This is a genomic window from Pseudomonas pergaminensis (genome assembly GCF_024112395.2).
Taxonomy (GTDB): domain Bacteria; phylum Pseudomonadota; class Gammaproteobacteria; order Pseudomonadales; family Pseudomonadaceae; genus Aquipseudomonas; species Aquipseudomonas pergaminensis.
The window spans coordinates 5,132,610-5,151,580 of the sequence record NZ_CP078013.2; the positions used below are offsets into that span (position 1 = coordinate 5,132,610).

The window sequence follows — 18,971 nt, forward strand, 5'->3', positions numbered from 1 at the left end:
GCGACGGCAAAGGGCCGCATTATATCGGCCCTTTGCCGGTGGTACAGCGTGTTTATGCGATAGAAACAGTCAATTAGACGGTCTGCACTGTCATTTCCGGGAAAAGTCGACGAATGTCTGCACGACTTGCTCGATCTGCGCCCGGCTGATGTCAAGGTGCGTGACCATGCGCAAGCGCGATGCGGCGCTCAACTTGATCCCGCGCTCGGCGGCAAAGGCTTTCAACGCCTGGGCCTGATCACCGATTTGCACATAGACCATGTTGGTCTGCACCGGCTCGACGGTATAGCCGGCCTTGCGCAGCTCATCCCCCAGCCATTGTGCGTTGGCGTGGTCGTCCGCCAGGCGCTGCACCTGGTGATCCAGCGCGTACAGCCCCGCCGCCGCCAGCGAGCCGGCCTGGCGCATGCCACCGCCGACCATCTTGCGCAGGCGCCGTGCCTTGGCAATCAGCGCCGTGGAGCCACACAGCACCGAGCCGATCGGCGCGCCGAGGCCCTTGGACAGGCACACCGACACCGAATCGAAGTGCTGGGCAATCTCGCGCGCATCCACCCCCAGCTTGACCGCTGCGTTGTAGAGCCGCGCGCCGTCCAGGTGCAGGGCCAGGCCGTGTTCGCGGGTGAACGCGCGCGCGTTTGCCAGGTACTCCAGCGGCAGCACCTTGCCCTGCATGGTGTTTTCCAGCGCCAGCAGGCGGGTGCGGGCGAAGTGGAAGTCGTCGGGCTTGATGGCTTCGAGCACATGGTTCAGGTCCAGGGAGCCGTCCGCCTGCACTTCCAGTGGCTGGGGCTGGATCGAACCGAGCACGGCCGCCCCGCCACCTTCGTATTTGTAGGTGTGGGCCTGTTGGCCGACGATGTATTCCTCGCCGCGTTCACAGTGGGCCATCAACGCCAGCAGGTTACTCATGGTGCCGGTGGGCACGAACAGCGCAGCGGCAAAGCCCAGGCGCTTGGCAAGTTCGGCCTCCAGGAGGTTGACGCTGGGGTCTTCGCCATACACGTCATCGCCGCTGAGGGCATTGGCCATCGCATCCCGCATGCCGGGGGTGGGTTGGGTCACGGTGTCGCTGCGCAGGTCGATCACAGACATGAAGCACGCCTCTCAGGGTTGAGTAAGTTCCTTTTGTGAGTGATTACTGCGGGCAAAGCCGCGCAATATCAAGCCCCAACTGCATTCAATCGAATACCAACCAAACAAACCGATATAGCTTATCGATACAGCGGTCGTGCAGTTTTCGAAAAACCGTGTTAAAAACTCTCCGCCGCCAGGGTTCTGGCGGCAACGTTCTCAGGGCGGGGTGCAATTCCCCACCGGCGGTAATTGCACGCAATGTGCATAGCCCGCGAGCGCTTGGCGCCTCGAACTGCTCATGCAGGACGGCGCCAAGGTCAGCAGACCCGGTGTGATCCCGGGGCCGACGGTCATAGTCCGGATGAAGAGAGAACGGGATTGGCACCTAAGGGCCGCGCACGACGTGTGTTTGCGTACCCTTAAATCCCATTCGATTCATAACGCCCTGTTTTTTTCTTAAACAGGAGTCAGAACATGCAACCCACCGCTATCGACAGCAAAAGCAAACACCACCACGGCGAACGTATCGCGTTTATCCAGGCCTGCTGGCACAAGGATATTGTCGACCAGAGCCGTAAAGGCTTCCTCGCCGAAATCATCGCCCAGGGCTACCAGGAATCGGACATCGACTTCTTCGAAGTCGGCGGCGCCTTTGAAATGCCCCTGCACGCCAAGCTGCTGGCCAAGACCGGTCGTTATGCCGGCATTGTCGCCGCTGCGCTGGTGGTGGACGGTGGCATCTACCGCCACGAATTCGTGGCCCAATCGGTGGTCAGCGGCCTGATGCAAGTGCAGCTGGAAACCGAAGTACCGGTGTTCTCGGTGTCCCTGACCCCGCATCACTTCCACGCCGGTAGCGAGCACCACACCTTCTTCTACGAGCACTTCGTGCACAAGGGCCAGGAAGCCGCCCGTACCTGCGCTGATACCTTGAAGAAAGTCCGCGCGATCCGTCGCAGCGAAGAGCCGCAAAAACTGGCGGTCTGACGCCTCCTCAGCCCGTGATCAAAAATGCCCCGGCAAGCCTTTGCCGGGGCTTTTTTTTGACGCTGCATATATACCGCTTCAAGAGCGCCCCCCTGCGGTTTAGTAAGGCCTGCCCCCTTACCTCCGACGCAAGGAACTGCGAGATGCACCCCAATCAAAATGCCGAAGGCGTCTACGTCATCGATGCACGCACACTCACCCCCAAACCAAGGCGCGAACCCACCAACGAACGTCCTGGCGGCCCGGGCTTTATCGAAATCCACGACATCCTTGAAAATGAAAATGTGCGCATCGAACGCAAGCTGTTCAGGGATGAAGAGGTCGACCAACTGTGCCTCACCACCTTCAACACCCCCGACATGGTCAATATCGTTGGCGCCCCTCCGATAGACGCCCTACTGACACTGACGGTGCAGATCAATCAGGCCCGCTATGAGATCACCCTCAACTGGCGCACCCAGACAGTGGTGCTGGACACCCGCGGCGGTAACGATCGAATTCATATTGAAGATAATGTGATTGTGCCGGTCTTTGTGTACAGCGGCGAAGGCGACGACCGCGTGGTCACCGCAGCCAAAACGGCCACCCTCTACACCGGCCCTGGCGATGACTTCATCGCTGTCGTCAACGGCGCTTGCCATGTGGAAGCGGGCGACGGCAACGACGAGGTCCACGGTTTTCAAGATACCCACATGACCGTGTATGGCGGCCCCGGTGCTGACGAGATCAGCGGCGGCAGCGGCTCATGCTTCCTGGATGGAGGCCCGGGTAATGATCATATTGTCGGCGGGCGCGGGTTGAACATCCTCAGCGGCGGCCCCGGTAACGACCGGATCAAGGCCGGCCCGGCCAAAAACGTTATCTACACCGGCGATGGGCTCAACGACGTCACCCAGCTCAAGGCCGACGATGTCACGTACTACAACTTCAAGAGCAGCCTGACAGTTGACTGTGCCTTGATGATGCACCCGGACGTGCCGGATGACCTTCCTCCCGGCCAATTGGCTTCCCACGTGGTTCATTTGGAGCCCAAGCCCTTGGGCCAGAGTGGACTCGTTGTGCAAGGCAGTGCGCAATTCGTCCAGCGGGTCAATGACGATCTACGCCTGCTGCTCGGCTCACCGACCGGGCAACGCTTGCTCGCGCAACTGGAGCATGCCGCACGCGAGAACGGACACCCCATCACCATTCATGAGTTCTACCCCAGGCTCAACGGGCTATTCGTCCCGGCGCCCGGCACCGCAGATTGGCCGTTTATCGACAATGACCAGCCTGGCCGTCCCTCGTTCGGCGGAGACATTTGGTACAACACCACTGACATAATCCCCGGAACGCCCAGCATCATTAACCTGTTCCACGAGTTGTGCCACGCCTGGAACCACATCAGCGGCACGTTGTTGCGCGGTGAGAGCCCCGACGGTATTGACGGCAACAAACCGCGCTATCCGGTGAAAAACCTCGAACTGCAAGCCGTGGGCCTGCCCACGACAGCACCGCCGTTCGACTTTGATCGCGACTCGAGCACGCCGCCCACCAACACCAACCCGAGGGAGTTCAGCGAAAACGGGCTACGCAAGGAACTCGGGTTACCGCCGCGCAAACAGTACCGGAATAATTAAACCAGGCCGTCCTCGGTGGTGGGCACAATCAAAATTCCCGCGCGCAAACCATTCTTCACCTTCGGGTTGGGGAAGATGATGCGCGCGCCCTCCTCCTCGATCACCCAGCGGGTCTTGGCCACGTCTTCGGCCAGCAGATAACCCTTGGCCAGCGGCGAAAAGTTTTCCACGTCTGCCGGCAGGTGCAGCAAGAAGGCATCGCTGTGCTTGATGACTTCGCGCGACACGGCGAACAGTTGCAAGCCATCCAGGCTGTCAGTCTCAGGCTCGGTGCCTTCGATGATCTGCTTGAGGCGTGTTTCCAGGCGCGACACATCCACGCCCTGGTTCTGCCCGAATGGCCGGGCCTTGCCCAGTTCGAGGGTGAAGGCCTCGGCGTCGAGTTGCTCGTAGGTAAAGGCCGTAAAGGTGATCGAGGTCTTGTTCTGCAGCAGCACCGCCTGCATGCCGGCCGCGCTCAAGCGCGCCAACTGCTGACGTGAATGCTGGCGACCTTCCTTCCACGGGTACAGGGCAAACTGCTCGATCTTCGAGCCGCGAATGGCCGTGTGCAGGTCGTAATGCAGGCGTGAACGGCCCGGCAGGCTGAAGAAGCTGCGAGCCAATTGCTCCAGCTCAGCGGCGCGCATGGCTTCGGGGCCGATGTTTTTCTCATGGCGACCGTTGAACAGCCGGTTGACGTCCAGTTCGAGGTAACGCTCGCCGCGGCGCATGGCCTCGGGGTTGCCGAACAGGAACAGAATACGGGAACGGGGCTTGATCTCCCCACGGGCAATGCCATGCAACAGGCGGTCGAGCAGTTCGATCGGCGCGGTTTCGTTGCCATGGATGCCGGACGACAGCAGCACGTCGCTGCCGTTGTCCTTCGCTTCAGGCGGGCGCACTTCGAGTGCGCCCTCGCTGAGCCAGCGCATCTGCACGCCGTCGACAGTCAGTTGAATTTTTTGCGCCGGTTCGCGACCGGCGAGGGTCAGTTCAAGCAGTTTGCCGAGGGCGAGCATAAGCAGCTTCCTTAGTGGTTGCAGCCAGGACCGTGGACGTGATCGTCGTCATCACCTTCGACGTCGGCCGGTTCCATTTCCAGTTGCAGGCTCATCAGGTTGGTGGCCAGCGGGCGCATCAGCAGGTTCGCGTACTCGGCGTCGCCTTCTTCCACGTCCACACCGATCAGCAGTTGACCACGGCCGTCGTGCTGGATCCAGATTTCCTTGCCCTGCCAGACCACGGCGACGCGGGTGCAGGAAGTTTCCAGCTGGGTGCCGTCGGTGTCTTCAAGAATCAGTTTCAGGGTGTCGGTGGTCATAAAGTAGCTCTCAGCATAGGGCGTAAAAGAAGGTGGCGTTAATTGATCTGGAAAGGATAGACCGAGCCCAGTTTAAGGATTTGCGTCAGTTCATCCAATGCCGTCCGGCACTCAAGCAGCAATTGCGGGTCCGCCAGGTCGGTTTCGCGCAGGCTGTCGCGGTAGTGCTTGTCGACCCATTGGGTCAATGTGTCGTACAACGGCGCGGTCATGATAACCCCTGGGTTCACCGCCGCCAGCTCGGTTTCGTTCAACGCCACACGCAAACGCAGGCAGGCCGGGCCGCCGCCATTCTGCATGCTTTGCTTGAGATCAAAGACGTTGACTTCGCGGATCAGCCCGCCAGAGGCCGTGAGGTTCTGCAGGTACTGCCACACGCGTTCGTTGGCGCGGCACTCCTCCGGCACGATCAGCAGCATCGAACCATCAGGGCGGCTCAGCAACTGGCTGTTGAACAGGTAGGAACGCACCGCGTCCTCGACGCTGACCTGGGCCCGCGGTACGCAGACAGACTGGAAGTTGCCGCCCAGCTTGCCCAACTTGCCTTGCAGCTCGCCCAGCATCTGTTCGGTGTTGAGGAACGCGTCCTCGTGATAGAACAGCACTTCGCCGTTACCCACCGCGATCACATCGTTGTGGAACACGCCGGCGTCGATCACCGCCGGATTCTGCTGGGCATAGACCACGCCCTCATCCTTCAAGCCGTGCAAGCGTGCAACGGCCTGGGACGCTTCGAGCGTCTGGCGCGCCGGGTACTTCTGCGGCGCCGGGTAACGGGTGTCGAAGGCGCTGCGCCCGTACACGAAAAACTCCACGCCCGCCTCGCCATAGTCGCGGCAGAAGCGTGTGTGGTTGGCCGCGCCCTCGTCACCGAACTGCGCCACCGCCGGTAATGCAGCGTGATGGGCGAAGTGCTTCTGGTCGGCAAACATCGCCCCCAGCACGCGGCTGGTGGTTGGGTGTTCGATGCTGCGGTGGTACTTGCAGTTGAGGTTGGCGGCGGTGAAATGCACGCGACCGTCGAAGGTGTCGGCACTCGGGCTGACGGTGGCGGCGTTGGCCACCCACATGCTCGACGCCGAGCAGCTCGCGACCAACAACGGCATAGCGTGCTTGGCGGCCTGCTGGATGACCTGGGCGTCGGTGCCGCTGAAACCGAGGTTGCGCAAGGCCGCCACATCAGGACGTTCCTGGGGTGCCAGCACACCTTGCACAAAGCCCATGTCCATCAGGGCTTTCATTTTCTGCAGGCCCTGCAACGCCGCTTCCTTTGGGTTGGAAGACTGCTGGCTGTTGCTCTGGGACGCGACGTTGCCATAGGACAAACCGCCGTAGTTATGGGTCGGCCCCACTAGACCGTCAAAATTGACTTCATAGGATTTCATCGGCGAGGCTCCACGAACATCTGTTTTTATAGGCATCAACTTGTCATCCCGATCAACTGTGGGAGCTGGCTTGCCTGCGATAGCATCAACTCGGTTGTACTGAAAGACCGAGTCGTCTGCCTCGCAGGCAATCCAGCTCCCACCTTAGATCGGTGCCACCTTCACTTGAGTGTTACACCGGGGGTCAGGGTTGTTGGCACCACCAGGCTTGGGGTTTCCAACGAGGCCACCGGGTACGCGCAATAATCCGCCGCGTAATAGGCACTGGCGCGGTGGTTGCCCGAGGCCCCTACCCCACCGAACGGCGCGGTACTGGCGGCGCCGGTCAGTTGTTTGTTCCAGTTGACGATGCCGGCGCGGCTTTCCAGCCAGAACTGCTGGTAGCGCGCTTCGGAGTCCGACAACAGACCAGCGGCCAAACCGTATTGGGTGTTGTTGGCCTCGGCAATCGCCGCTTCAAAATCAGCGTAGCGGATCACCTGCAACAGTGGGCCGAACAGTTCCTCGTCTTCACGCTCGGTCACGCCGGTCACGTCGATGATGCCGGGGGTCAGCAAGGCGGCCTGGTCCTGAGGCTGAGTCATTTCCAGCAGCGCCACAGCGCCATTGGCGAGCATCAGTTCCTGGGCGTCCATCAACGCTTTGGCGGCGGCGAGGGAGATGACCGAACCCATGAACGGCGCCGGCTGCTGATCAAACGCGCCGACTTCTATCGTCGCGCTGACCGCCACCAGGCGCGCCAGCAACGCATCGCCCCAGGCGCCTTCCGGCACCAGCAAGCGGCGGGCACAGGTGCAACGCTGACCAGCCGAGATAAACGCCGACTGGATAATGGTGTAGACCGCCGCATCCACATCGGCCACTTCATCGACGACCAGCGGGTTGTTGCCACCCATTTCCAGGGCGAGGATCTTGTCCGGGCGCCCGGAGAATTGCTGGTGCAGATGATTGCCGGTGCGGCTGGAGCCGGTGAAGAACAACCCATCGATACCTGGGTTGGCCGCCAACGCGATGCCGGTTTCCCGCGCGCCTTGCAGCAGGTTCAACACGCCCGCCGGCAGGCCGGCTTCGATCCAGCATTGCACAGTAAGTTCGGCGACCTTAGGGGTCAGCTCGCTCGGCTTGAACAGCACGGTGTTACCCGCCAGCAAGGCCGGCACGATATGGCCGTTGGGCAAGTGGCCCGGGAAGTTGTACGGCCCGAACACCGCCACCACACCGTGGGGCTTGTGGCGCAACACGGCGGTGGCGTCGCCCAGGGCGCCGCTCTTCTCGCCGGTACGCTCGCGGTAGCTCTGCACCGAGATCGCGATCTTGTTGGCCATGCTGGTGACTTCGGTGGCCGACTCCCACAGTGGCTTGCCGGTTTCCTCGCCGATGCAGCGGGCGATTTCATCCGCACGGTTTTTCAGCGTGGCCGCGAAGGTTTCCAGCACATTGATGCGCTCTTCCAGCGGGCGCCGGGCCCAGGCCGGGAACGCCTGGCGCGCGGCCTGCACGGCGGACTCGACCTGCTCGGCAGTGGCGCCATTGCCGGCCCACAGTACCTGCTGGGTCACGGGGTTGCGCGACTCAAACAGTTCACCCTGGCCAGCCAGCCAGCTACCTGCGATATACAGCGAATTCATTATTTCGACTCCCGAGCAGCGGACAACGGTACGGCACGCACTTGATCACCCACCACCAGTTGCAGGCGCTTGGCGGTCTGTTGATCGACCACCAGCGTGCCTGCGGCCAGGCGGGCCGGTGCGGCGGTAATGCGGCAATCCTCGCGCTTGCGGTTATGGATCAGGAACGGCGTGGCGTCGTCCCCGGGTGTGCCGATGGCCAGTACCAATGACTGGCTGTCGCGCACCGCGCGGATCTTGGTGGTTTCACACTCCACCGCCGGGCCGGCGTCGAAGATGTCGACATAGCCCTGGTAGCTGAACCCTTCGCTCTTGAGCATGCTCAGCGCCGGCTCGGTGTCCGGGTGGACCTTGCCGATGACGTTGCGTGCATCTTCGGAAAGGAAGCAGCTGTACAGCGGAAACTTCGGCATCAGTTCGGCGATAAACGCCTTGTTGCCCACGCCGGTGAGGTAATCGGCCTGGCTGAACTCCATCTTGAAGAAGTGTCGGCCCAGGCTTTCCCAGAACGGCGAGCGCCCGGCGTCGTTGGACACCCCGCGCATCTCGGCGATGATCTTGTTGCCGAACAACTGCGGGAACTCGGCGATAAACAACAGCCGCGCCTTGGCCAGCATGCGGCCGTTGAGGCCGGTGCGGTAATCGGCGTGCAGGAACAGCGAGCACAGCTCGGAATTGCCGGTGAGGTCGTTGGCCAGGAACAGCGTCGGAATCTCGCGGTAGATGTTCAGCTCCTGGGAGGCGCTGACGGTCAGCCCGACCCGGAAGTTGTACCAGGGCTCACGCAGGCCGACGGCACCGGCGATGGCAGAAATGCCCACCACGCGTCCTTCGTCGTTTTCCAGCACGAACAGGTAGTCGGCATCGCCGCGCCCGGCGTCGCCGCGAAAGGTTTTCTCCGCCCAGCCCACGCGGTGGGTCAGGCGCTCTTCGTTGGCCGGCAAGGTCGTGAGGCCGGTGCCGGTGCTGCGCGCCAGATCAATCAGGGCCGGTAAATCGCTGCTGCGTACGGGACGAACGATCATGCTATCTCCTCGAACGGGCCGCTGTTGTCAGCCACCCGCGAAACTCTCTTTTTAAACCGCTACCAGGCGCACGCTCGCGCCTTCGCCAACACCCAGGGCTTCGGCCGCTGCCAGGTCCAACGTCACCGGTTTACCCGGCGCGTAGTCCAGTTCCAGCATTACCGCGCGGTAATCCTGCAACTGCGCGTTGCTCACCAGGTACTGGCGACCGACACCCTTGACCATCTCACCGATCTTCACCGGTACCACACGGCTCTGGGCGATCGAGCGAATGCCCGATACCCGTGCGTGCAGCGTCGGGCCGCCGTCGAAGATGTCGATGTAATGGTCGGTCTCGAAGCCTTCGCGCATCAGGATGTCGAAGGTGATCTGTGCACGCGGGTGCACCTGGCCCATGGCTTCCTGGGCTTCGTCCGGCAGCAGCGGCACGTAGATCGGGTAATGCGGCATCAGCTCGGCGAGGAAGGTACGGCTTTTCAGCCCGCACAAGCGCTCGGCGGCGGCGTAGTTGAGGTCGAAGAAGTTGCGGCCGATGGCGTCCCAGAACGGCGAGTCACCGTTCTCGTCACTGTAGCCGACGATCTCGGTCACCACCGAGTCGGCAAAGCGCTCGGGGTGGCTGGCGACAAACAGCAGCCGGCCACGGGAATTGAGTTCCGACCACGGCGAACCGACCAGCTCGGGCACCACATAGAAACTGGTGAGCAGGCTGTTGCCGGTGAGGTCGTGGCACTGGGAAAGCACGTGGATCTTGTTGTGGATCTTCAGCTCGCGAGACGCGTGCACGAAGGTCTCGTTACGAAAGCTGTAGAACGGCTCCGAGTAACCGGCCGAGGCGACGATGGCCGAGCAGCCGGCGAGCTTGCCGGTCTCGGTGTCTTCGAGCACGAAGAAATAGCTCTCTTCACCGTTGAAACTGACCTCGGCCGCGAAGGACGCTTCGCTGGCGGCGATCTTGTCGCTCAGGCGTTCCACATCATCCGGCAAGGAGGTGACACCAATCGGGCTGTCCGCAGCCAGACGCTGTACCTCGCCCAGATCAGCCATTTGCGCGGGGCGCATCACCAGCATGGTGTCACTCCTTAACTCGAAAAACTCACAGAGGGAAAAATGCCGGACAGGAGAACTGCTCACACCGCTCTCACGGTGTAAACAAATCTATGTGGGAGCCGGGCTTGCCCGCGATTACGGCGCGTCAGTCAGCACAGATGTTGCCTGTACCACCGTCTTCGCAGGCAAGCCAGCTCCCACATTTGATCCAGTCCGGCCTTTGGAATTTGTGTTCGGCGCCCGATTGTTCGGACGCCGAGCGGTCCATCAAGCTTGCGTCAGCGCTTTAACTGCACGTTCAAAACGGTCCAGGCCTTCCTGGATGTCCGCCTCTTCCACTACCAGGCTCGGGGCAAAACGCACCACGTCCGGGCCGGCTTGCAGGATCATCAGGTTTTCTTTCTCGGCCGCGTTGAACACGTCCTTGGCCTTGCCTTTGAACGCATCGCTCAACACGCAACCGAGCAGCAGGCCCATGCCACGCACCTCGGTGAAGATGCCGTATTGCTTGCCGATCTGCTCCAGGCGCGCCTTGAACAGGTCGTGCTTGGCGTTGACGCCGGCCAGCACTTGCGGGGTGTTGATCACGTCGATCACCGCCTCGGCCACCGCGCACGCCAGCGGGTTGCCGCCGTAGGTGGTGCCGTGGGTGCCGACCACCAGGTGCTTGGCGAGGTCTTCACGGGTGAGCATCGCGGCAATCGGGAAACCGCCGCCCAGGCTCTTGGCGCTGGTAAGGATGTCCGGGGTCACGCCGTAATGCTGGTAAGCGAACAGATGGCCGCTGCGGCCCATGCCGGTCTGCACTTCGTCGAACACCAGCAACGCGTTGTTGGCGTCGCACAGTTCACGGGCGCCTTGCAGGTAGGCCAGCTCGGCCGGCAGCACGCCACCTTCGCCCTGGATCGGCTCCAGCACCACGGCGCAGGTCTTGTCCGACACGGCGGCTTTCAGCGCAGCCAGGTCGTTATAAGGGACGTGGGTGATGCCGGTAATTTTAGGACCGAAGCCATCAGAGTACTTCGACTGGCCACCGACGTTGACGGTGAACAGGGTACGGCCGTGGAAGCTGTTCAGCGCAGCGATGATCTCGTATTTCTCAGTGCCGAAACGGTCGAACGCCACGCGACGGGCCAGCTTGAACGCGGCCTCGTTGGCCTCGGCGCCGGAGTTGCAGAAGAACACGCGCTCGGCAAAGGTGGCGTCGATCAACTTGTGAGCCAGGCGCAAGGCCGGCTCGTTGGTGAACACGTTGGAGACGTGCCAGAGCTTGTTGGCCTGTTCGGTCAACGCACCGACCAGCGCCGGGTGGGCGTGACCCAATACGTTGACCGCGATGCCGCCGGCAAAGTCGATCAGCTCGCGACCGGCCTGGTCCCATACGCGCGAACCTGCGCCACGCACGGGGATGAACGCGGCAGGTGCGTAGTTGGGAACCATCACCTGGTCGAAATCGGCACGTTGCACCGGGGCTTGCTCAACGGACATCGGAGTCTCCTGAAGAGGAACGCCTGCCTGGAACTGGCGGGCGATGCAGGGATTGTAAGGACAGTTTTCAGTGCGGCCTTGCCGCCAAGCGACAACTTCTTATAGCGCCAACCCGCGTTTTTGGCGGGTTTACGCCAATGCGACAATTACCGTCGCAAAGGCGCAGTTTAAACTGCCCAGCGGTTTTGCGGCAGGACCAAAACCAGGCGTCCACGCATATCTATCTAAGCTCATCCGTCGCCAGGCGGCTGATCTACTGGCGTTTTCACGTCCATTGGAGATCAGCGCGCATGACCACCCCGTCTTCCTTATTGCCAGCAGCCCTCGGCAACCCCCAACCCGACAGCCACTACGAGGTGCTCAAGAGCGCAATCCCTCCATGGCTGGGCCAATCCTCACAGCAGGCACGCAATGCCCTAAAAACAGCCAAACTCTCACTGGGTCAGGCGCTTGGCACAGCCCCCAGCCCCTTGAAGTCGGCGTTCACAAAGGCAACGGCTGAGCATTGGACAGCACGCAACAAGGTCGAGCAAACGCTCAAGCAGCTTGAAGATGCCAAGGCGTTCGCCAAGCCCATTCTTGAAGACGCCCTGCTCAAGCGCTTCAACCTGGAGCTGAATTGCGAAACCACTTATCTACGCCTGTACATCCCACAGACCACCCCCTGGTTTCCCGTGCGCACAGGGGCTGCGCGCACGTGGACGGTGTCATTGCTCGATGCGGCCTTGCACAACTTCGAGAGCACGGAGACCGAGGTCGACGCCTACGAGGCGGATTCAACGTTCATCACCCGCCCGTCCGCCAGCGGCCAATTCGACACATTGCCGGCGGTCAAGAAGGTGTTGTCGATTACGGCGTTCACTCGGTTGTGCCGCGAGCTGGACATCGGCGCCCAATACGCTCGTCATGTGCGTGAGGCTTTAGGCCTGGATGAGCCCGTGGCCGCCAGCGCACTGCAACACAAAGTCATAGCCAGCCACACTGCCGCCTTGCGCAATGCCTTGCACCTGGCTCGCATCAGCGGGGACATTGCCGAAGACATGTGGCTTGCCATTGGCGAGCTGATCGAGGGCAAGCCTGCGCGGCTCCAGGACGGTCAGCCCCTGCGCGCCTATGATTTGCACATGATGGAGGCCCCGTTGAACGGCGTCCTGCTGTTTGCCGTTGACCTTGAACACCCCCGTTCCGTGCAGCGCGTCGTCGCCTATGTGCCTGATGACCCTCGACACCCGATCAAGGAATACCCCTCATCACTGGCCTTCAAGCAAGCACTGACCGAAAAGCTGCGCGACGAGCAATATCAAGGTTTTTTCAGCCGCTTTGTCAACCATGAACATCACGGGCCATTTTTTTCCGGGCTCAGCCAACGCCTGGCGCGCATTACCTGGCACCCACCGCAATCGGGAAGCGACCAGGCGCCATGGCGCAAGGAGCCCACCACGGATCCTCGGCTGAACTTCTCTGTGCAACCCATTGCCGGCGATCTCTGGCAGCACGTCTATGAACAACGACTCAACCAGATCATCAATGATGCGCGTACACGGGCCGTCTCCACTGCCGAGGCTGACCGCAAGGCGCGCTGGGCGGCCTGGGATGCCTTCGTCAACGTGGCGTCTTCGATCGTTAATGCGGTGGTGATGGTGGTGGCGCCGTTCATTCCCGGGTTGGGCGAGTTGATGCTGGGCTACATGGCCTACCAACTGCTGGATGAGGTGTTTGAAGGCATCATCGACTGGGCTATAGGTGAGTCCAGTGAAGCCTTCGGTCACGTGATGAGCATGCTGGAGTCGCTGGTGCAAATCGGCGCCTTTGCGGCCGGGAGCACGATTGGGGTGAAGCTGTTGCGCCAGGTCGCGCCGCCCGATGTGCTGGCGTTTATCGAGCGTTTCAAGCCAGTCACCCTCGCCAATGGCAGCGGCCGCTACTGGAACAAGGACCTGACGGCCTACCGGCAAAAAACCACCCTGCCGCCACGCCTGGGGATCAATGAACAGGGCCTGCACACCCTGCGCGGTGAGTCAGTGTTACCTCTTGAGGGTGATCTGTATGCCGTGCAACCGCTGACCGACAGCGAACAGTATGTAATCAGACATCCAACGCGCCCAGACGCCTATACCCCGCAGCTACAGCACAACGGTGCGGGAGCCTGGCACAGCGAGCTGGAAGACCCCTTGCATTGGGACCGTCCCACCCTGTTACGCCGTCTTGGCCATAACGTCAGTGAATTGAGTGAGGCCGACCGGGAGTTGGCATTGACGCTCAGTGGCGTCGATGACGGCGCGCTGCGCAGAATGCATGTACTGGGCGAACCCGTACCGCCCCTCCTGGCTGACACCTTTGAACGTGTGCGTATTGACCGCAGTTTGCGCACCCTTATCGACCAGCTTGGCAGTGACGATCCCACCACGTACCAGCACGTCGATCCACAAGACGTGTTGCACCTGCTCACCGCCTACGGCGAATGGCCCGAGACCCGCTGCCTACAGATACTCGATGCCCACGGCAATACAGCCTGGGCGTTTGGAGACACCAACAAACCGGTGGTGCAGATCCAAGAGGCGCAATTGAACAAGGGTCAATTGCTCAAGGAACTGCTGCAAAGGCTGACACCGGAAGAGATCCGCACGCTGTTCGGCGAACGCGCGGCCGACCCTGAGCTGAGCCTGGACAACCGCGCCTATCAGTGGCGCAAGAAACTCGCGCGAGTGGCCGAGCGGCATCGCGCCACGCTGTTCGATTCACGTTACGCCCAGCTGCAACCGACAGCGCACGCGCCTGCGCAACAATTGATACAGAGCGCCCCCGGCCTGCCAACCCAGGTCATCACTCACGTGCTCGACCACGCCAGCGCTGAGGAGCTCACAGAGCTGGACAACCAACACACCCCGCCGCGCCTGGCCGACCTTGCCCGCAGCACGCTGGATGAACTGCGGATCAACCGTGCCTACGAAGGTCTGCATCTTGAGGCAATGCCCACTGTCGACAGCGAACGCCTGGCACTGAACACCCTGAGAACTCAACCCGGCTGGCCGGGCAACGTACGCATCGAGGCCAGGCACCTCACTGTCCAGGGTGAAATGTGGCTGCAGATTGGCGTCAAGGACGCCACGGTTGTTCGCACGCTGGTGCGTACCGCCGACGGCCGTTACGTGCCCCACGATGAAAAAGGCCCGCTGTCAGGTGAGACCGACCTGTACACCGCCATACTCAATGCCCTGCCTGACGCACAACGCGACGCCCTGGGGCTCGGCGTCAATCAGGGGCCTGCGCTGCGAGAGCGACTGCGACAACGACCGCTGCCACGTGAAGAGCTGCGCCAGGTACTGGACACCTCCGTTATCAAACCGCCCACACTGGAAACGCTGCGCTTGCTAGGAATGGATGCCGGTTACCCGATCCAGGACGCGCCGCCTGCGCCAGTCGCGAGCTTGGAGGAACGTGCTCGCGCGATATACCCCGCGCTCGATCCGCAGCAACTCCAAGACTTGCTCACCCACTTGCACACCCAACCAGGTGGCGCAGCCAATGGCCTCGCGGCACTGGCCGAGGAATACCGACAACTGCGCAACGACCTGACAAGCTGGCAGCGCCAAATCCCCACCGCCCACCCCGAAACCGGCGCGCGGCTATCCGTCGCCGAACGGCGCAATGAGCGCCAGAACCGTCGCATGATCGCCAGACAATTGCGCCGATGCTGGCGCCGTGAAGAAGCCGCCGATCTCTTCCTGGACCCAAGCGTAGACGGCTACAGCCTGCGCCTGGATTACCCGATTCTCGGCGCGTTGCCGGAACTGACGGCAAATTTCGATCACGTGTCGCTGCTGACCCTCAGCGGTCGCCCGCAAACCGCTAGCGCCCTTGCGTTTCTGGGGCGTTTCCAGCAACTGCGCCAACTGACGGTCAGGGGTTTAAACCTCGGCAGCGTGCCGGAGCTCATTTTCAACCTGCCACACTTGAACTCCCTGAGCCTGAGCAGTTGCAATATCAGGCTGACGCCCGCAGACCAGGCACGTATCGCCTCGCTGCGAGGTTTACAATCCCTGGTTTTGCATGACAACCCTCTGGACTTGGCGCCCAGCGTCGAAGCCATGACGGAGCTGACTCACCTCGACTTATCCCACACCCAGATCGAACAGCTACCGGACGGCATAGTCGACCGCCCCAACCTTCAAACTGCACTGCTCAGCAACACCCGGATCCGCGAGCTACCGCCGGCCCTTTTTTCATTGCCGCCGAACAAGGGCAGCGCCTTCGACTTGGGCGACAACCCGCTGTCGCGGGCGGCAGTGGAGCAGATCAAATCCTACTATCAAAGCCACGGCCTCACGTTTGAAGCCAACGCACTCCACATTGATTTGCGCGACGCACACCAGCTCTATCCAAGCTTGCGCAAGTCAGCGCTCAATCGATTGATCTACGACCTCCCCGGCACGGTCGAAGCTGGCCAGGTGGAATTGGCACGCAGGGCGGCTGAGCTGCAAACACTGCAAGCGCAACTCCAACAATGGGAGGGCGCGCCTGACCTTAGTGGTCAAGAGTTCGCCAGGCGAATCGCGCTGCGCATACGCCTGGAAAAATGCTGGCGCCATGAATTGACCGAGAGCGGCGTGCAACGCCATTCGCTGTTCATCCCAAAAGAACTGACGGGCGCGCTGCCCGCCATTGACGCCTCGTTCGACCACATCACCGTGCTGATCATACAGGGCAATAACGCCCCACTGGATGTCGACAGCTTCCTTACCCACTTCCCCGAATTGATGTCCATCAGTCTCAGTCAGACGGTACTCGGCGACATCCCGCCCGAGATTTTGTCACGGACCAAGCTCACGCACCTGCGTCTGGAAAACTGCGCAATCCGCCTTTCAGACAACAGCCGCGCACGCTTGGAGCGCCTGTCAAATCTCAGTCACCTGAACCTGAACAGCAACCCGTTGGGCGCTCCCATTGATTTCAGCCATCTGACTCAACTGACCACCTTGCACCTGCGTGATACCGGGCTCAACACGGTGCCTTTGACCCTGCTGACACACGTCCAGCGCTACACCATAAACCTCAGCGGCAATGCCATCACGCAACTCCCCCCCGAACTGTTCGCCCTGCCAAAGCATCTGGGCCGAGTGTTCGACCTTTCGGCCAACCCCCTGACATACCAGAGCCTTGAGCTGATCAAAAGCTACTGCCAGCGCACCGATGAATGCTTCCACGTCCAGACACCCGCCGAGCACCGCAACAGGGCCCGGCAGCTCTATCCAAGAATGGCCGAAAAAGACACGGACAGGCTGATTTTCGGGCTGCCTGGAACTCTGGAGAACGTTGATGCCAAATTGACTGAACTGGAGGGTGATTACCAGCGACTGGTCGCCGAACTGCAGCACTGGGCGAACGATACACCCGAGCAGCACCCACTGACCGGTGGCGTCTTATCGGACGACCTGCGCATTGCCGACGAGGTCAGTCGTCAGCAATACAAGCGCCTGCTCGAAGAGGCCTGGCGACGCGAAAGCCCGATAGATGAAGAAAGCCTGGATGACCGCACCACCTATGAAGTTGTGCTCGACCAACCCATCATCGGCACATTGCCGATACTGAGCGTACGCCTGAACCATGTGACGTACTTTGAGCTCAAGGGAGCGTTCACCATCACCGATATAAACGGCACTCTCAAAGCCTTTCCCTGCCTGCAAACCCTGATCGTGACGAATTGCACGCTCGGGAAGTTACCCTCTGCGATTTTCGCAATGCCCAAGCTGAGCGGCCTTGAACTTTCCGGCTGCGAAATAGCCCTTACCCCAGCCGAAGCACGCTCTATCAGCGACCTGGACAACCTTGAGTTCTTGCATTTGAACAACAACCCACTGGGCAATGCGCCGGATGTCAGCGCCCTGCAGCAGTTGACCACGCTGCAGCTGTCCAACACGCAGATCAGTCAGGTGCCCGCCGGATTATTTCAATTGCACGGGCTGCAAAACCTGGACCTGAGCAATAACGCGCTACGTGATATTCCTGCGGACATAATGGAAATGCAGCAAGTGCTCGACAACGACAGCGATTTGCATAACAACCCCTGGACACCGGAAAGCATCGAGCTTCTAAGGGAGTACTACCAGCGAACCGGAAATGATTTCCAGATTCTGGAAGTCACTGTCGACGAAAACGACAATCCACTGGAATCGGTGGACGAGGAACTCATGGAAGAATAACGCCTAGCCCCGCTCTGACGGCACCGAGGACAGCTCGAAAGGGCTGCTGCTGCGCCGCTGGTTGCGGTCTTCACGCGGGGTAGCGCCGAAGAAGTTGCGGTAGGCGCTGGAGAAGTGTGGCCCCGAGGAGAAGCCGCACGACAGGCCGATCTGGATGATCGACTTGCTGGTTTGCATGAGCATCTGGCGCGCCTTGTTCAGGCGCAGTTCCAGGTAGTACTGGCTGGGGACGCGGTTGAGGTACTGCTTGAAGATGCGTTCGAGTTGTCGTCGCGATACGCAGACGTGCTGGGCGATTTCGTCGGTGGTCAGCGGCTCTTCGATGTTCGCTTCCATCAGCAACACGGCCTGGGTCAGCTTGGGATGGCTGGAACCCAGGCGGTTTTGCAGCGGAATGCGCTGGCGTTCGCCACCCTCGCGGATGCGCTCCACCACCAGCTCTTCGGACACCGCACCGGCCAGTTCGGCGCCGTGGTCACGGGCCAACACCGCCAGTAGCAAGTCGAGTACCGACATGCCACCGCAGGCGGTGAGACGGTCGCGGTCCCAGTCGAACAGATGACTGGTGGCAATGACCTTGGGGAAGCGCTCGGCGAAATCGTCCTGCCAGCGCCAGTGCACAGCGGCGCGGTAACCATCGAGCAAACCGAGTTGGGCCAGCGGGTAAACGCCCGCCGACAAGCCGCCGATCACGCAGCCGGCGCGCACCAGCTGCTTGAGCCCGGTGCTCAGTTGCGAGGCGATCACGGTTGGCGGCTCATCCGCCAGCAGGAACAGTTTCTGAAAACCCTCGAGCTTGCCGGCCCACGGCTCGCCCGGCAATTGCCAGGCGCCATCGCTCGGCGGCTCGGCTTGCAGGAACGACAGCTCATAGACCACGTCCGGATGCACCCGCTGGGCAACGCGCAAGGCCTCCTCAGCCAGCGCAAGCGTCAGTGCTTTTGTGCTGGGCCAAATCAGGAAACCAATTTTATGGGCGGTCATGGAGTGCTATCCGAAGCCAGTAACAGTAATGAAGACAAGGGCCAATGCTAGCCCGTAAAGCAACACAAAGCTCAACACAAATGGAGATCGAGGTGGGAGCTGGCTTGCCTGCGATAGCGGTGGGTCAGTGGGCACATCTGTTTCTGATACACCGCTATGCAGGCAAGCCAGCTCCCACAGGGGGTCGAGGCCAAATTCAAGACTGCAAAGCATGCACTAAGTCAG

At 61.2% G+C, this 18,971-nt stretch carries 12 protein-coding genes and 1 riboswitch; of the genes, 3 read left to right on the top strand and 9 right to left on the bottom strand.

What is annotated here, in order from left to right; all coding sequences use genetic code 11:
* Positions 1-90 precede the first annotated feature (90 nt).
* A complete protein-coding gene (gene ltaE / locus KUA23_RS23305) occupies positions 91-1,095 on the bottom strand; it encodes a low-specificity L-threonine aldolase (RefSeq protein WP_099493697.1) in 1,005 nt (334 codons plus the stop codon).
* A 190-nt stretch (positions 1,096-1,285) separates the two neighbouring features.
* Positions 1,286-1,455: riboswitch (FMN riboswitch) on the top strand.
* Positions 1,456-1,551: 96 nt separating this feature from the next.
* On the opposite strand from ltaE, the gene KUA23_RS23310 reads away from it, so the two are divergent.
* Positions 1,552-2,064 carry a 6,7-dimethyl-8-ribityllumazine synthase gene (locus KUA23_RS23310; RefSeq protein WP_078049878.1) on the top strand — a complete coding sequence of 171 codons (513 nt, stop codon included), beginning with the start codon at positions 1,552-1,554 and terminating at the stop codon, positions 2,062-2,064.
* A 143-nt stretch (positions 2,065-2,207) separates the two neighbouring features.
* Positions 2,208-3,683 carry a M91 family zinc metallopeptidase gene (locus KUA23_RS23315; protein ID WP_252992921.1) on the top strand — a complete coding sequence of 492 codons (1,476 nt, stop codon included), beginning with the start codon at positions 2,208-2,210 and terminating at the stop codon, positions 3,681-3,683.
* Here the strand turns inward: KUA23_RS23315 and astE are convergent.
* The 7 genes from astE to KUA23_RS23350 form a co-directional block, all read right to left on the bottom strand.
* On the bottom strand, positions 3,680-4,684 hold the full coding sequence (gene astE / locus KUA23_RS23320; protein WP_252992922.1) for a succinylglutamate desuccinylase: 1,005 nt from the start codon (positions 4,682-4,684) through the stop codon (positions 3,680-3,682). The genes KUA23_RS23315 and astE overlap by 4 nt on opposite strands.
* Positions 4,685-4,695: 11 nt before the next feature.
* Positions 4,696-4,986 (bottom strand): hypothetical protein, encoded by a 291-nt coding sequence (locus tag KUA23_RS23325; RefSeq protein ID WP_003214319.1) that lies wholly within the window; start codon positions 4,984-4,986, stop codon positions 4,696-4,698.
* Positions 4,987-5,024: 38 nt separating this feature from the next.
* The gene (astB, locus tag KUA23_RS23330) at positions 5,025-6,371 is read right to left on the bottom strand and encodes an N-succinylarginine dihydrolase (protein ID WP_100492273.1); all 1,347 of its coding nucleotides are present in this window, start codon (positions 6,369-6,371) and stop codon (positions 5,025-5,027) included.
* 161 nt (positions 6,372-6,532) lie between these two features.
* Positions 6,533-8,002 carry a succinylglutamate-semialdehyde dehydrogenase gene (gene astD / locus KUA23_RS23335; RefSeq protein WP_252994310.1) on the bottom strand — a complete coding sequence of 490 codons (1,470 nt, stop codon included), beginning with the start codon at positions 8,000-8,002 and terminating at the stop codon, positions 6,533-6,535.
* Positions 7,999-9,024 carry an arginine N-succinyltransferase gene (astA, locus tag KUA23_RS23340; protein WP_078049883.1) on the bottom strand — a complete coding sequence of 342 codons (1,026 nt, stop codon included), beginning with the start codon at positions 9,022-9,024 and terminating at the stop codon, positions 7,999-8,001. Before astA ends, astD begins: the two co-directional genes overlap by 4 nt.
* A gap of 51 nt (positions 9,025-9,075) precedes the next feature.
* On the bottom strand, positions 9,076-10,095 hold the full coding sequence (gene aruF / locus KUA23_RS23345) for an arginine/ornithine succinyltransferase subunit alpha (RefSeq protein ID WP_003175655.1): 1,020 nt from the start codon (positions 10,093-10,095) through the stop codon (positions 9,076-9,078).
* A gap of 246 nt (positions 10,096-10,341) precedes the next feature.
* A complete protein-coding gene (locus KUA23_RS23350; protein ID WP_252992923.1) occupies positions 10,342-11,562 on the bottom strand; it encodes an aspartate aminotransferase family protein in 1,221 nt (406 codons plus the stop codon).
* A gap of 290 nt (positions 11,563-11,852) precedes the next feature.
* On the opposite strand from KUA23_RS23350, the gene KUA23_RS23355 reads away from it, so the two are divergent.
* The gene (locus tag KUA23_RS23355) at positions 11,853-17,762 is read left to right on the top strand and encodes a dermonecrotic toxin domain-containing protein (protein WP_346356360.1); all 5,910 of its coding nucleotides are present in this window, start codon (positions 11,853-11,855) and stop codon (positions 17,760-17,762) included.
* Between the two features lie 3 nt (positions 17,763-17,765).
* On the opposite strand, the gene KUA23_RS23360 is transcribed toward KUA23_RS23355, so the two are convergent.
* Entirely contained in the window at positions 17,766-18,746 is a 981-nt protein-coding gene (locus KUA23_RS23360) for a GlxA family transcriptional regulator (RefSeq protein WP_252992926.1), read from the bottom strand.
* Between the last annotated feature and the right edge of the window lie 225 nt (positions 18,747-18,971).

Excerpts from the sequence above, each read along its gene's own strand:
- astE (WP_252992922.1), bottom strand. The coding sequence starts at position 4,684 with ATGCTCGCCCTCGGCAAACTGCTTGAACTGACCCTCGCCGGTCGCGAA.
- KUA23_RS23360 (WP_252992926.1), bottom strand. The coding sequence starts at position 18,746 with ATGACCGCCCATAAAATTGGTTTCCTGATTTGGCCCAGCACAAAAGCA.
- astA (WP_078049883.1), bottom strand. The coding sequence starts at position 9,024 with ATGATCGTTCGTCCCGTACGCAGCAGCGATTTACCGGCCCTGATTGAT.
- aruF (WP_003175655.1), bottom strand. The coding sequence starts at position 10,095 with ATGCTGGTGATGCGCCCCGCGCAAATGGCTGATCTGGGCGAGGTACAG.
- KUA23_RS23315 (WP_252992921.1), top strand. The coding sequence starts at position 2,208 with ATGCACCCCAATCAAAATGCCGAAGGCGTCTACGTCATCGATGCACGC.
- KUA23_RS23355 (WP_346356360.1), top strand. The coding sequence starts at position 11,853 with ATGACCACCCCGTCTTCCTTATTGCCAGCAGCCCTCGGCAACCCCCAA.
- KUA23_RS23325 (WP_003214319.1), bottom strand. The coding sequence starts at position 4,986 with ATGACCACCGACACCCTGAAACTGATTCTTGAAGACACCGACGGCACC.
- ltaE (WP_099493697.1), bottom strand. The coding sequence starts at position 1,095 with ATGTCTGTGATCGACCTGCGCAGCGACACCGTGACCCAACCCACCCCC.
- KUA23_RS23350 (WP_252992923.1), bottom strand. The coding sequence starts at position 11,562 with ATGTCCGTTGAGCAAGCCCCGGTGCAACGTGCCGATTTCGACCAGGTG.
- astB (WP_100492273.1), bottom strand. The coding sequence starts at position 6,371 with ATGAAATCCTATGAAGTCAATTTTGACGGTCTAGTGGGGCCGACCCAT.
- KUA23_RS23310 (WP_078049878.1), top strand. The coding sequence starts at position 1,552 with ATGCAACCCACCGCTATCGACAGCAAAAGCAAACACCACCACGGCGAA.